We start from the raw sequence: 14,577 nt of genomic DNA, 5'->3' as shown, positions 1-14,577 counted from the left end.
TAAGGTTAAAATCTATTAACGAATATTTAAATATTATATATTATAATTATTATTGAAGAATTATTATTTAGTTAGTATAATATAAATGCTTATATAAAGACTTTTATTTTTAATTAAATATTATTGGAGGTATTATATGAAAGGTGCTTTAATATATTTTTCTGGAACTGGTAATACAAAATACGTTATAAAGAAGTTTAATGAAGAATTTAAAAACAAAAATATAAATTGTGATTTAATAGATATTGATACAAATACTAATCTAGACTGCAAATATGATTTTTACGTTTTTGGAGCTCCTATCCATGCAGAAATGTTTCCTAAAAACTTTATTACTTGGGTAAGAAAGAATGTAAAAAACGTAACTAGTAAAAAATGTATAATATTTTCTACTCAAGCTTCTAATAAAGGAACTGGAGCTGAAGAACTAAATCTAATTTTAAAGGAAAAAGGAATGGATGTAGTAATAGAAGATTTTATAAAAATGCCCAATAATTACTATATAGTTCCTATGTTTAAAGAAACACCAGAAGAAGAAAAAAAATCTATAAAAATTAATACAAATAAAAAGATCTCTAAATTAGTTAACACTTTCTTAAAAGGTAATAAAAATGTTAAACACATATCCAAATTTAGAGTTAATCTTGGAAAGGTTTCTTATAAATTTTTCTATATGTATTCTAAAAATTGGGCTAAAAAAAAGTTATCTGTAGATGAAAGCATATGTACTCACTGTGGTAAATGTGTTAAAGAATGTCCTACAAATAACATAAAGCTAAGTAATGGTAAAATAACATTTAATTCTAATTGTATTTCTTGTCAAAGATGTTTAAACAAATGTCCTGTTAATGCCTTTAGATATAAAAAAGAAAAATTTAAACAATATAAATTTTAAACAATCCATATAATTTAAAAAAATAAATAGAATTTAAAATATATAGGAATAAATTCTATTTATTTTTTTAATGATTCTTTAATATCTCTTGTGATACTAATTTGCTTGAAAGTAATACTATAGATACTCCTGGTCCAGGATGTACAGACTGTCCAACAAAATATAAATTTCTAATCTTTTCTGATTTTATATGAGGTCTAAAATAATTTGTTTGATTTAAATTGCTACTAAAAGAATAGGCCGCTCCTCCATAGGAATTAAAAAACTTTTTTATTTCTACAGGTGTTAGATAATTTTCATATATTATGTGCTGCTTTATATCTTCTAATCCTTTTATATTTGTTAAAGCATTAAATACTTTTTTTCTCAAAGATTTTATAGTTGTTTCATTCCATTTTATATTCTTGTAAAAAAGATTAGGAACTCTTACCATAACATTTAAACACTCTTTTCCTCTAGGAGCAACTGTATCATCTATCCTACTTGGACAGTATATATAAAGAGATGGACTTTTAGGAATTTTACCTTTAAAAGGATCTTCTATATTTCTTTTAAAATTTACACCAATATATTGATTGTGTACCGATAGTTCATCATATTTTTTATCTAATCCTAAATAAATTATAAAATTAGAACAAGAATAATCCATAGATGATATTTTTCTGATATCATTTTTTATTAAACTCTTATCTTTAATCAAATATTTCACAGCATAAGGATAATCAACATTACAAACTACTAAATCCCCTTTATCTATTCCATTATGAGTTTTAACAGCTATAGCTTTATTTTTAAAAGTTATAATCTCTTTTACATCACAATTCTTTTTAATAACTCCACCTAATTCATTTATTAATTTCTCCAAAGCTTCAATATAAGAATACATTCCTCCTTTTAAATGCCAAAGCCCATATATTTGAGATACAGTAGGTATTAATGTATATATGTTAGGACCCTCAAAAGGTGAAACTCCTATATACATAGCCTGAAAGCATATAAATTGTCTTATTTTTTCATTTTGTATGTATTTTGATACATAACTATATGTATTTGAAAAAGTTTTTAAACTTAAGGCTTTTTTTAAAGTTATAGGATTAAAAAACTGAAAAGCATTATTAAAAGATCTATTTAAAAAATATTTATCTGCTATAATATATTTTCTATAAGATTCTGATAAAAAATCTATATACTCATGAAAATCTTTTGGAGATACTGATTGTAGAGAAGAACTTAAATTAACCATATCTGTTGAAAGATTATATATAGTCTTATCATAATAATTAACTGTATAAAATGGGTCTAATTTAATAAATTCTAAATAATCCTTATAATTTCTATTGGCATAAGCAAATACTTCTTTATAAGTTTCTGGATTCATTAAAATAGATGCTGTTAAATCAAATTTAAACCCTTTACTTTCTAATACATTTACCTTTCCCCCTAAGTTTCTTTCTTTCTCATAAATAGTAACATCATATCCTCTACTTAAAAGTCTTACCGCTGTAGCTAATCCCCCAATTCCAGCTCCTACAATAATCACTTTTTTACTCATTTCAATTCTCCTTTTAATGTATCTATAATTATTTAAACAATAAATATCAAATTTAAAAAGTTTGCCATTGTATAAATAAAAAAATCTTCATATATTTGTAGTTTCTATATTTTATAACTATAATATACCTTTAGATTATTATATTTTGTTAATATTTATAATTTGGTTCGAAATCTATGAAACTCTTTCTCTTTTCTTTAAAATTATCTAGGTAACTCAGATTCATTCTTCATCTGAGTAAGTGACTCACACCAAATTATAAATTTGGGTTCGCTACTTAAAAGGCTAGATTATATTTTAATATTAATAATTAAAATATAATCTAGCCTAAAAACATACTATGTAATTATAATTACAGATATTTTTATATGAATATGTCACAGTATTATTATAAATTTAAAATATACTTTCTTTAAATTGTTTTAATTTACATTCCTTTAATTGAATTATAAATTGATAATATTTGATCTCCATATCCAACTCCTGGCACTGCCCATTTTCCATCTAAGTCTTGCCAATTCGGTGCTATTCCTCTTGTTACTAAATTAAATCTAGGATCTACGCATGTACTATTTAAATGCTCTCTACATGCATAAGCTTTTAAATGCTGTATCTGAGCTCTGACTCCTTCTCTTGGATCTTTAAACCAAGCACCTTTTCCAGTAGGACTGTTATTAATTGCTCCTATACCTGCATAATTATTTTGCTCCGGTAATACTTGTCCACCATATCTAAAAAAGCCTGTTTCTTTTATACTTTGAGCAAATGCTATATCTCCTCTTATACCTTCTTTTGCTCCTTCTTGTAAAAATATTTTAGCTAATTCATTTATACTTATAGGTAAATTAGGATTACTATTATATCTTAAAACATATGAAGCCATTTGATTAGCTGTAACATCAGCAACTCCTTGAATAGGAGTTTTTATTTTAGGAATTTCAGTCTTATTTATAGAAAATAGCTTTACCTTTTGTTCTTTTAAATTACCAGCACATAAGGATTTTAAATTACAAGTAACAGTTAACCTATAACTTTGTCCTTCTTTATAACCTTCTTTAGGTGGAATAACTTTTACAGCTAGTCCATTATTTATAGTAGTAAAGGTTATTCCAGATACAGTAGTATTATTAGAATCTGTAACTAGTATATTTCTACTATTTATACTAGATTCATCAACTCTTTTATTAAAATGAATTGTCCAAGTTTTGTGAGCGTCTACTTTAGAAAAACTATCATCTGCATAACATGAATAATTATTAAATAGAATTAAAAATGAAAAGATCATAGTAATTATAAAAGCACTCTTTTTAATGTAGTTTTTAATTTTATTCATCCCCCTTTTAAGATTAAATACTAATAATATTCAAAATTCAAATACACATTTAAGAATATTTTGCATAATCTATTATTTTAAATTATAGTATATCATAAATAAAATATTTCCATTTTAAAAATTTACAAAATACTACATTATTATTTACGTACACTAAAAGATAATATTTAATTTTAAACTTACTTATTTTTTATTTTTTTATGGGAATAATACTAATAAGGTAGGTGATATTATGCATAGCAAGTCTTTCTTTAAATTAGATTTATGTATGATAGTTATGTTTATTTTATTTCTATTCTTATTAGAAAAATAAAAGGTCTTATAATATAAATTTATAAGACCTTTTATTTATACCTACTATTATTAATCATCCAAAAATGAAATATTTTTAAATCTCCAAATAAAAAAATATATTAAATTTATAAATAAAAATATACATACTATTTGTAAAACTGATTCTAAAATTGGTATTTCATAAATTAAATACAAAATCCTATAAGCAAATATAGCATCTATAGTAGCTAGTATATATGGGACAAAAAATATAACTATCATTTCTTTAGAAATTATTAGTTTTAATTCTTTAAAAGTTAATCCTAAAGTAATCATATTAGCATATTTATTTTTTTCTCGTTTTAATTCCATATAAAACTTATAATTCATAAAACTAATAGCAGCTATATATATTATGGAGCCTATTAAAAATAAAAAATATAAAAACATATTACTAGTTTGTTTATCCATATTATACATATACATTCTAGAAATAAAATAATTTTCAGTATTTCTACTTTTATTTAGCTGATTAGATTTATACTGTATTTCTTTTGTTATTTTTTTCATTTTATCCCATTTTTCAAATTCATACCCTACAAATAATTTCTTTTTATATTTATAATAAATACTATTAAACTGTTTATCTGATATTATAAAAGTATTTAGTAATAATCCCTTAGAAGCTATACATCCTTTTAAATTGTCTTTAATAACAAAATTTTTATTCTCATAAAGTTTTATTGTTTTACCAACTGACTCTTTTTCAAATGGAAGTATATTTTCATAATTAGGTACTAATATAGTTTCCTTTTCTTTTAAAGCTACTGTTTTTCTTTTTATTATATTAGCTATTTTATTATATTCACTTTCCTTAATTAAATTAAAATAATTATTTTCTTTTCCATTTTTACTTATTTCTATAATATATAACTTAACTTTTCTATATCTTATATTATTAGATTTAAGCATATTATCTATAAAGACTTCATCATTATTATATTTAGAATAGTCTTTAATAATATAATTTAAGCTAAAAGGTACATTTTTAAAGGCATCTTTTCTCAATATAGATTTCTGTATATAAGCAGCTCCTATTGAAGTAAATGATACTGCTAAAAGTATAGTTACTATAAAAAGCATTGAAATATTATTATATAAAGTATATTTTAAATTAGATATAAATAAAAAATTCTTTTTATTTATATATATCTTTTTATTTTTAGAAATTAAATAAATAACATAATTAAGTATATATTTAAAAAACAAATAATTGCCTAACACAAAAAAGCTTAATATTATTAAAAGCCTTTTAGATAAAATATTATTTATATTTGAACTAATAACTAAAAAACATCCTATTACTATTATAATAATAGCAATTATAGATTTAACTAAAGAAGGTTTTATTTTTGTAGTTTCTTTTTTCTTATAATTAATTAAATCAATAACATTTCTTATATTTATAATTCTTCTCATAACTATTGGTATAACTAAAAACAATACTAAATATCTAATTATAGTAATAAACATAACTTTTATTGATAAGTAAAAATTTAGTTCTTTAATTTCAAATATACTGGAAATTACAACTAAAAAAAACTTTAAAAATACTATTCCAAATATTATTCCTATAATTATAGACAAAACACCTATAACCATATTTTCTAAAAACAAAATTTTTCTTAACTGTTTTTTATCTATCCCTAAGATAATCAATATTCCAAAATCATTTTTCTTAGATTTAATAAAAAGCTTTAAAAAATATATAATAAAAAATATAGTTATTATATAAATTACTTCTTTAACAAATAATAATGATTCATTCAAATAAATTTCTTTAGCTAAAGGATGATAATAAATAGTAGTTAATATAAAAAATATAGCAACTGAAAATATACTACTTAATAAATATCCTATATATATTCTTAAATTTCTAAGTATATTATTTAGTATAATTTTTTCAAAGGTCATAATTTTTTCCTCCTAGAAAAGCAACCATATCTAAAATTCTACTATAAAAACTACTCTTTTCTTCTCCTTTGTATATTTCGTTATATATTTTTCCATCTTTTAAAAATACAACTCTATCTGAATAACTTGCTGATACTGGATTATGTGTAACTATAATTATAGATATATTAAGATTCTTATTTATTTTTTCAAATAAATCCATTATACTATTTGAGGAATTAGTATCTAATTTTCCTGTTGGCTCATCTGCAAATAGTATTTTAGGATCATGTATTATAGCTCTAGCAATAGCAACTCTTTGCTTTTCTCCACCTGAAAGTTCATAAATACTTTTTTTACTTATTATGTAATCTAATTTTAAAATCTCTTTTATTTTTTTTAATTTCCTATATATTTTATTATGATTTAACCCTTTTAAAACTAATGGTAATATTATATTTTCTTCTATGTTTAAACTATCTATAAGTCTAAAGTCTTGAAAAACGAATCCTACTTTCTCTCTTCTCATCATAGCTAATTCTTCATTATTCAATTTTTCTATATTTAATCCATCTATAATTACTTTACCAGAGGATTTTTTTATAACAGTAGATGCGATATTAATTAAAGTAGTTTTGCCACTACCAGAAGGTCCCATTACAGAAATAAATTCTCCTTTTTCAACAAGTAAGTTAATATTTTCTAAAGCTATGCATCCGTATTCATTTCCAAAAATCTTATAAATCTCTTTTAGCTCTAAAGCACTCATCATAGCACCTCATTATATACCCTAAAATTTTTAAAAGTAACTTTTACTTTTGTTCCAACATTCTCTTCTGATTCAATACTTATATCATGCTCTAATTTTTTACAAACTTCATTTACTAAATAAAGCCCCATACCTGTAGATTCTCCAAAGTTCCTTCCATGCTCACCTGTATAAAAAGGTTCCATAACTCTTTTCAAATCTTTCTTAGGTATTCCTATTCCTTTATCTGAAAATTCTAAAGTAGTATTATCACTATTTTTATAAGCGTTTATTTCAACATATTTGCCTTTATCAAAAGAGTACTTAACAGCGTTTATTAATAATTGTTCTGTTATAAATTTGATCCATTTTTTATCAGATTTTATAATCAAATTATCACTAATATTTAATTTAGGATATATATTATTTTTTATAAAATATCTTTTTAATGAGTTGACCACTTGCTTTATTAATTCTTTTAAGTTAAAATTCTCTACATTAAAATCGTGTTCAAAAGTATCTAATCTAGCATTATATAATGCTAGGTTAAGTCCTCTTTCTAATTTATCAAATTCTTCTTTTATTTCGTTAATATAGATTTTATCTTCATTTTCTTGTATTATAAGCTTTACAACAGACAAAGGAGTTTTCATTTGATGTACCCATTGATTTATAAAATTCAGATGTTCATTTTGCTTTTTTAAATATAAATGAACTTTATATTGATATAAACTATATAGCCTATTTATAAATCTGTTTAAATCTTTTCCTAGTTCTGATGTTCCAAAACTTCCTATAACATCATCAAAATTTTCAGGTTTAGTATTAATTGTACTATATATTTTTTTATTATTTAAATACTTTAATATTAAGTAACTAAAAAGTAAAAATAGACTTAAAAATATAAAGTATAACCTATTATTCAAATCACTAAATCCATTAAATACAGAGTAAATTGCAAATAAAATAATAAAATTAAATATATATAAAACAATTAATCCTATTTGGTCCCTTAAAAATGTTCTCATTAAGAATTCCTCCAACTAACATTCAACTTATATCCTGATCCCCTTACTGTTTCTATAGAATTATTTATTCCAATCTCATTTAACTTTTTTCTAACTCGAGTAATATTAACATTTAACGTATTTTCATCAACAAAATTTTGATCATCCCATAATTTCTCTAAAAGCACTTCTCTTGTTGCAACCTTAGGATATTTTTTAATTATAACTTCTAAAAGTTCCATCTCCTTTTTACTTAAATTGATTTCTTCATTTCCAAAACTAATTTCTAAACGCTCTGGATATAATAAAAGTCCTTCTATTTCTACAACTCTTTCTTTATCACTATCCTTATTAGAATATTCTCCATAAGCTCTCCTTAATTGTCCTTTTATTTTTGCTAAAACTACTTCATAATAAAAAGGTTTTGTTATATAATCATCGGCACCACTTTCTATTGCCATAACTTGATTCATTTCACTATCTCTAGCAGAAATAAATATTATAGGACATAAAGATTTTCCTCTTATTCTAGAACACCAAAAATATCCATCATATTTAGGTAAATTTATATCTAATAAAACCAAATCTGGTTTTTCTATACTAAAAACATCTAAAACATTATTAAAATCCTCTACCACTAATGTTTCATATTCATATCTCTCAATATAATCTGCCAAAAGTTTTGCTATATTTTTATCATCTTCTACTATCATTATTTTATAACCCATGCTAAAACTCCTTTCAAGAACCAATTACATATTATTATAGCTCTTTTTATACTATTTTAGTATAAAAAGAAAACTACAATTACTAGAAATTCATTTAACTTATCTAAGAAATTATAAATTCACATATACAAATTCACATATACAATTTCACATAAATCTTTTATCCCTTTAATCCACCTATTTTCAATCTAATAAATTTACTAAAAGAATTTATAATTTCCTTAATTACAAGAAGACTGAAGAGATTCTGATCTCTTCAGTTTTTATCACAATTTACTATAATGTTGGATATAGTATCTTATATATTTTCATATTATTTTTAATCTTGTTAACATATTGTTTATCATTATAAATCATTTCCGCTCTTTCTTTATTTTCTTTATCGCTTTTTCTAGAACTGTCATTAACATATGCATAATTTATTCCACCAAATTTTGCTAAAGCATATTCTAATCCTTTTTCTTTATAATATTTAGCTAAAAACCATGTTCCAATTTTTATATTTAAATCTTTATTTTCTAAATCTTTTTCATTAAAATCTTTTAGTCCCATTTCTTTTGCTATAGCTTTAGCTGCCTTAGCTTGAAGTTTAAAGTCTCCATATTTTTTGTCTTTACCATTATAAATAGGGCCTAACCTTATAGCTGCTGCAACAAATTCTGGTTTAATTTTATATTCTTTAGAATATTTTTGTATTTCACTTTTATTTTTTATTGGAAATGCAATACTTCTAGCTGCTAGTCCCACTCCTATACATAAAATTAGTATTATTATTAATATTGAACCTATTTTTTTCATACTGCTATTCCTCCTTATTTATAATACATTAGTTTATTATTTTACAATTTAATCCTTTAATTTCTTTAACTACAACTTGTACTAGTAACTGTTTTATAATAAAAGTTTGAAGTTATAAGGTAATATAATAGATATATTATTAAGTAGGGTATTAAAGTTAAAATACTTATGTCTATTAAATTTACTTTAAAAGCTTCTGTAAAAAGTGAAATTGCAACTAAACTATGGGTAGCTCCTACTATAAATGGAATAAAAAATACAACTATCATTTGTTTAAAAATATTTAGTTTAATCTCTCTATTGTCTGCTCCTACTTTTCTTAAAATATCATATCGATGTATCTCCTCTTGAGCTTCTGAAATCTGCTTAAAAAATATTATACTTCCTGTACATATCAAGAAAACTAATCCTAAGAAGCTACCTATAAAAAGCATAACTCCTGAAGACACAGCTGCTTCTTTATAAGTTGAATAATATGATGAAACTGTACCTAAATACTTTGAATTTTCCCTATCTAAAACTTTACTTTCTATCTTTTCTTTTAGACTTAGTACTTCTTTATTTAAATCTTCACTTTTATTTTGATTATCTATAATATATCCGCTAACTTTTTTGGATTTATTCTTTAAATTATATTTATTAAAAGCACTATCTTTTACTACAATCATTTTGTTTATAAGATGTTCATTAAATACTGGGTACCCCTTAAAATCTACTATATTAAATTTCTTTTTTAAATTGCCTAAATTTATAGTAACCTTCTTATTTTTATAACTACTCATAAATTTTGAATTATACATCTCATCAAAAATTAATACTTCTTTCTCTTCTTTTAGTCTAGGAAGATCATACTTTAATTTTCTAATTTTAAAAATTTCCTTTAAATTACTTTCAGAGACTATACTTAATTGTTCTTTATCATTATAATTAGAATTTGAAATTGTACCTTCAACTTCAGCAACATTTATATGAACTTCATTTAATAACTTATGATTATCATATTTAGATACTATTTTCTTAAAATCTTTATCAAATTTATTTTGAGGTAAAGTACTTACATATGAAAATGGCATTGTTTTATTAATAGTATCAGAAAAATTTTTATAAAAACTTATACTAACTCCCATAGCAGTTAAAGTAGATGCACTTAAAATTGCTATAGTTGCTAATGTTTTTGCATTTCCTTTTATTCTATAAAGAAGTTGAGATGTAGCTATCATATTTAATCCTTTAAAATATTTCCTTTCATTTTTCTTAGAAAACTTAACAATAAATATTACAAATGAACTAAATAATAAATATGTTCCTATAACTACTAATATAAGAGTAATCATAATAGTCATCATAAAATCATCTAATGGATAATTATACCTATAATATCCACCTCCTATAAATAATAATGATAATACTGCTAATATTAAAGAAGCCTTTGGTTCTTTTTCTCTTTTATTTTCAGCTTTAAACAATTCAATTAATTCATATCTATAAATTATTGAATATCCATGTATTGAAATTGCTATAAACAATATTAAAAATACAATTAAAGTATCTTTTATAGCTTTAAAAGATATAGAAAATTTTATAACAGCAGGTATTCCTACTAATTTTATAAGAATACCTATAAAAATCTTTGAAAAAAGTATTCCTACAAATATCCCTATAGCTGTTGATAGAATTCCTATAGCTAAAGTCTCATAAAATAACATTCTTCCAATCTGCTTTTTCTCTATTCCTAAAAGTGAGTATAATCCTATTTCTTTTTTTCGTTTTTTTATAAAAAAAGTATTAGAATACCAAACAAAGATTGCTGAGAATAGTGCAATAACTATAGCTGAAGCTTTAAATGCATCACTTAACTTTCCAACTGATTGCAATGCCCCATTTATTTCATCATTATATTGAATTGATTTAAATATAAAATATATAGTAACACTAAAAATCATTGAGAAAATATATATAAAATAATTTTTAAAGTTTTTCTTTATATTGTTTAACGCTATACTAAACAAGCTCAATATTGTCACCACCTATTTTGCCCATCATTTCAACTATTTGCTGAAAAAAAGCTTTTCTATTTGAATCTCTATATATTTCTTCATAGATTTCTCCATCTTTTATTAATAAAACTCTCCTACAATAACTTGCTGCAAAAGCATCATGAGTTACCATCATAATAGTTGCTTTACTTTTTTCATTTAAATCTTTTAAAGCTCCTAGTAACTCTTTTGCAGATTTTGAATCTAATGCTCCAGTAGGTTCATCTGCCAAAATTAAAGAAGGTGTTGTTATAATTGCTCTTGCTGCTGCTGTTCTTTGTTTTTGTCCTCCTGAAATTTCATAAGGATATTTGTTTAATAAATCATCAATACCAAGTGCCGTTGATACTTCCCCTACTTTTTTATTTATTTGTTTTACATTAACTTTTGTTAAAGCTAAAGGTAATGCTATATTTTCTTTAACAGTTAAAGTATCTAACAAATTAAAGTCTTGAAATATAAATCCTAAGCTTTCTCTTCTAAACCTAGCTAAATCTTTGTCTTTCATTTTTGTTATATCCTTGTTATCAATAACAACTGTCCCGCTACTAGCTTTATCTATAGTAGATACTATATTTAATAAAGTAGTTTTACCAGCTCCTGATGGTCCCATAATTCCTATAAATTCTCCTTCTTTAATGTTTAAATCTATTCCTTTAAGTGCAGTATATACGTTTCCCTTACTGCCATAAATCTTTTTTAAATTATTTGATACCAATACATTTTTCATATCTATCATCCTTTCATTTTCATTAAATTCAATTTTATTTTTAATGCTTTCCTCTTCACAACTATATTTTAAATTTTTTATATTTTTTCTTCTATCGATTTATCTTTCAGTTTTATTACAAGATTGTAATAAGCTTTAATTATATAAAGCAAAAACACCACTTAAACTTAACAAAATTAAGTTTAAGTGGTGTTTATAAAACCATATTCATTGTAATTTTAAAATATATTTTCACCATTTTTTTTAAGAAATAAATGAATTTTATCTTTATGAAATGAAACTTCAATACTTTCATTATATTTCCCAGTAAAATCTGGTGAAACTCTAGCTACAATTTTATCATTACCAGCTTTTATGTATATATACATTTCAGATCCTAAAAGTTCTTTAACTTCTAAAACACCTTTAATGCTACATTTTTTATCAAATCTTACTTCATTCTTTTCAAACATATTCTCTGGCCTAATTCCTAAAACTATTTCTTCATTTATTTTATCTTCTACTAATTTAATTTTATTTTTTGGAATTTCTATTGTTATATTTTGTGATTTGAAATAAACTCTATTATCTTTTTGAATCAAAATCCCATCAATTGTATTTATTTGAGGACTTCCTATGAAACTAGCTACAAATAAATTAGCTGGATTATTATATATTGTTTTCGGATTATCTACCTGTTGAATTACTCCATCTTTCATTACTATTATTCTATCTCCCATAGTCATAGCTTCAGTTTGATCATGAGTTACATATACAAAAGTTGTTTGAAGTTCTTTATGTAGTTTTATAAGTTCTCCTCTCATTTGAACTCTAAGCTTTGCATCTAAATTTGACAAAGGTTCATCCATTAAAAATACTTTAGGTTTTCTAACTATAGCTCTCCCTAAAGCTACTCTTTGTCTTTGCCCTCCAGATAACTCTTTAGGTTTTCTATCTAAAAGATGTAAAATATCTAAAGTTTTCGCTGCACTTTCAACTTTTTTTCTTATATCTTCTTTATCTTGTTTTCTAAGTTTAAGTCCAAAAGACATATTTTCAAAAACCGTCATATGAGGATATAGAGCATAATTTTGAAAAACCATTGCTATATCTCTATCTTTTGGCTTTATATCATTCATAATTTCATTATCTATATAAAGCTCACCAGAAAATATATCTTCTAATCCTGCAATCATTCTCAATGTTGTAGATTTACCACAGCCTGAAGGTCCTACAAGCACTATAAATTCTTTATCTTTTATATGTAAATCAAAATCTTTTACTACATGAACTTTATTAGAATATATTTTATTAATATTTTTCAAATCTAGATTTGCCAAATTATTCACTCCTAACTTTTATACAATTATACTTTTTGTTATATCTAATACTCATAATAAAAGCAATTACACACAATCCACAAAACACAAATAGAGTATTAGAAGTTCCAATAAAATCAGACATTATTCCTGAAATAAGGGAAGATATACTATCTCCAAGGCTTAAATATATAGCCATTGCTACCATTTGAGATGTTGTTTTTAAATTTTCAGGACTTACTTCATCTATTAAATACTTAGATGAAAGAGCTATAAAAGAAAATGTAGTCATATGAAATATACCTGAAGCTATAATTGTATATACATTTCTAGATGTAGCAACCATTATAATTCTTATTATGAAGAACAAAGAAGCAAATATTAAAAGATAGTACGAATTAACCTTCTTCATAATTTTAGGACTATATATAAATATAGGTATTTCGCTAAAAGCAGTTATAAAAGTATATACTCCAAAATACCAATTTTCCTCACTTATACTTTTTATATTTAGCACAGAAAACATAGTAATAACTTTAAGTGACATATATAGAATTAAAAATATAAATATAAGATATACATATCTTGTATTTGAAAATAAAAGCTTTATATCCTCCATTGTTATTTTGTTTTGTGCACACTTTTTTTCTTCTGCATTTTTTAGATTCTTATTAACATCTTTCATTTTAAAAGTTATCATTATAAGAATTAACATAATTATGGGATATGCTATAAAAATACTATTCCACCCATATTTATCAGTTAAATATCCAAACAATATAGAAGCTATTCCTGCCCCTATAGAACCATATGCCCTTATAGGTCCAAACTTGTTTTTTATTTCTTCACTTTTTTCTATAATCCAGCTATCTATTAATGAACATAAAGCTGATTGTACAAATCCTATTAAAAATAATAAAACTACTAAATAATATAGATTTCTATTTACAATAGAAAATATTATAACTAGTATAGTTAATATAATTTCCCAAAGAATAAATATCTTTTTTATTGTCCTATTAACATCACATAAGTATCCAGTTATAACTTGTCCTAATATGCCTGATACTGTCATTATAGCTGTAATTATTCCTATGTATGAATTACTAAGATTCATGTGTTTCATATAAGGTAATAAAAAACCTGCAAAAACAGTTATTACAAAATTAAACACAAAGTAAGTTGTCTTAAACTCTCGTATAGTTTTCTTCATATTTTATTTTCTC

General features: G+C 23.3%; 12 protein-coding genes. 1 reads left to right on the top strand and 11 read right to left on the bottom strand.

Going from position 1 to position 14,577, the window contains the following annotated elements:
* The first annotated feature begins 136 nt into the window (after window positions 1–136).
* Window positions 137–895, top strand: a complete 759-nt coding sequence (locus ABDZ71_RS00790) for an EFR1 family ferrodoxin (RefSeq protein ID WP_343757854.1) — start codon at window positions 137–139, stop codon at window positions 893–895.
* A 67-nt stretch (window positions 896–962) separates the two neighbouring features.
* Here the strand turns inward: ABDZ71_RS00790 and ABDZ71_RS00785 are convergent, their stop codons facing one another.
* From ABDZ71_RS00785 to ABDZ71_RS00735, 11 genes are all read right to left on the bottom strand, one after another.
* Window positions 963–2,447, bottom strand: coding sequence for a phytoene desaturase family protein (locus ABDZ71_RS00785; RefSeq protein WP_343757852.1), 1,485 nt, complete (start codon window positions 2,445–2,447; stop codon window positions 963–965).
* A 427-nt stretch (window positions 2,448–2,874) separates the two neighbouring features.
* Window positions 2,875–3,780 carry a glucosaminidase domain-containing protein gene (locus tag ABDZ71_RS00780; RefSeq protein WP_343757850.1) on the bottom strand — a complete coding sequence of 302 codons (906 nt, stop codon included), beginning with the start codon at window positions 3,778–3,780 and terminating at the stop codon, window positions 2,875–2,877.
* Between the two features lie 363 nt (window positions 3,781–4,143).
* The gene (locus ABDZ71_RS00775; RefSeq protein ID WP_343757848.1) at window positions 4,144–6,027 is read right to left on the bottom strand and encodes an FtsX-like permease family protein; all 1,884 of its coding nucleotides are present in this window, start codon (window positions 6,025–6,027) and stop codon (window positions 4,144–4,146) included.
* Window positions 6,017–6,775, bottom strand: coding sequence for an ABC transporter ATP-binding protein (locus ABDZ71_RS00770; protein ID WP_343757846.1), 759 nt, complete (start codon window positions 6,773–6,775; stop codon window positions 6,017–6,019). Before ABDZ71_RS00770 ends, ABDZ71_RS00775 begins: the two co-directional genes overlap by 11 nt.
* Window positions 6,775–7,782 carry a sensor histidine kinase gene (locus ABDZ71_RS00765; protein WP_343757844.1) on the bottom strand — a complete coding sequence of 336 codons (1,008 nt, stop codon included), beginning with the start codon at window positions 7,780–7,782 and terminating at the stop codon, window positions 6,775–6,777. The genes ABDZ71_RS00770 and ABDZ71_RS00765 overlap by 1 nt, the downstream gene beginning before the upstream one ends.
* Entirely contained in the window at window positions 7,782–8,489 is a 708-nt protein-coding gene (locus tag ABDZ71_RS00760; protein WP_343757842.1) for a response regulator transcription factor, read from the bottom strand. Before ABDZ71_RS00760 ends, ABDZ71_RS00765 begins: the two co-directional genes overlap by 1 nt.
* A 276-nt stretch (window positions 8,490–8,765) precedes the next feature.
* A complete protein-coding gene (locus ABDZ71_RS00755) occupies window positions 8,766–9,287 on the bottom strand; it encodes a lysozyme family protein (protein WP_343757840.1) in 522 nt (173 codons plus the stop codon).
* Between the two features lie 65 nt (window positions 9,288–9,352).
* On the bottom strand, window positions 9,353–11,302 hold the full coding sequence (locus ABDZ71_RS00750) for an FtsX-like permease family protein (RefSeq protein WP_343757838.1): 1,950 nt from the start codon (window positions 11,300–11,302) through the stop codon (window positions 9,353–9,355).
* Window positions 11,289–12,053, bottom strand: coding sequence for an ABC transporter ATP-binding protein (locus ABDZ71_RS00745; RefSeq protein ID WP_343757836.1), 765 nt, complete (start codon window positions 12,051–12,053; stop codon window positions 11,289–11,291). The genes ABDZ71_RS00750 and ABDZ71_RS00745 overlap by 14 nt, the downstream gene beginning before the upstream one ends.
* 218 nt (window positions 12,054–12,271) lie before the next feature.
* Window positions 12,272–13,372: an ABC transporter ATP-binding protein gene (locus ABDZ71_RS00740; protein ID WP_343757834.1), complete on the bottom strand. Its 1,101-nt coding sequence runs from the start codon at window positions 13,370–13,372 to the stop codon at window positions 12,272–12,274.
* A gap of 1 nt (window position 13,373) precedes the next feature.
* Window positions 13,374–14,564: an MFS transporter gene (locus ABDZ71_RS00735; protein ID WP_343757832.1), complete on the bottom strand. Its 1,191-nt coding sequence runs from the start codon at window positions 14,562–14,564 to the stop codon at window positions 13,374–13,376.
* Between the last annotated feature and the right edge of the window lie 13 nt (window positions 14,565–14,577).

Source organism: Clostridium oceanicum (assembly GCF_039521385.1).
In the GTDB taxonomy this organism is placed as follows: domain Bacteria; phylum Bacillota; class Clostridia; order Clostridiales; family Clostridiaceae; genus Clostridium_F; species Clostridium_F oceanicum.
This window is presented reverse-complemented; position numbering and strand designations above follow the sequence as displayed.

What these genes read in the sequence shown, in the direction of transcription:
- ABDZ71_RS00790 (WP_343757854.1), top strand. Translation starts at nt 137, where the DNA reads ATGAAAGGTGCTTTAATATATTTTTCTGGAACTGGTAATACAAAATAC.
- ABDZ71_RS00785 (WP_343757852.1), bottom strand. Translation starts at nt 2,447, where the DNA reads ATGAGTAAAAAAGTGATTATTGTAGGAGCTGGAATTGGGGGATTAGCT.
- ABDZ71_RS00780 (WP_343757850.1), bottom strand. Translation starts at nt 3,780, where the DNA reads ATGAATAAAATTAAAAACTACATTAAAAAGAGTGCTTTTATAATTACT.
- ABDZ71_RS00775 (WP_343757848.1), bottom strand. Translation starts at nt 6,027, where the DNA reads ATGACCTTTGAAAAAATTATACTAAATAATATACTTAGAAATTTAAGA.
- ABDZ71_RS00770 (WP_343757846.1), bottom strand. Translation starts at nt 6,775, where the DNA reads ATGAGTGCTTTAGAGCTAAAAGAGATTTATAAGATTTTTGGAAATGAA.
- ABDZ71_RS00765 (WP_343757844.1), bottom strand. Translation starts at nt 7,782, where the DNA reads ATGAGAACATTTTTAAGGGACCAAATAGGATTAATTGTTTTATATATA.
- ABDZ71_RS00760 (WP_343757842.1), bottom strand. Translation starts at nt 8,489, where the DNA reads ATGGGTTATAAAATAATGATAGTAGAAGATGATAAAAATATAGCAAAA.
- ABDZ71_RS00755 (WP_343757840.1), bottom strand. Translation starts at nt 9,287, where the DNA reads ATGAAAAAAATAGGTTCAATATTAATAATAATACTAATTTTATGTATA.
- ABDZ71_RS00745 (WP_343757836.1), bottom strand. Translation starts at nt 12,053, where the DNA reads ATGAAAAATGTATTGGTATCAAATAATTTAAAAAAGATTTATGGCAGT.
- ABDZ71_RS00735 (WP_343757832.1), bottom strand. Translation starts at nt 14,564, where the DNA reads ATGAAGAAAACTATACGAGAGTTTAAGACAACTTACTTTGTGTTTAAT.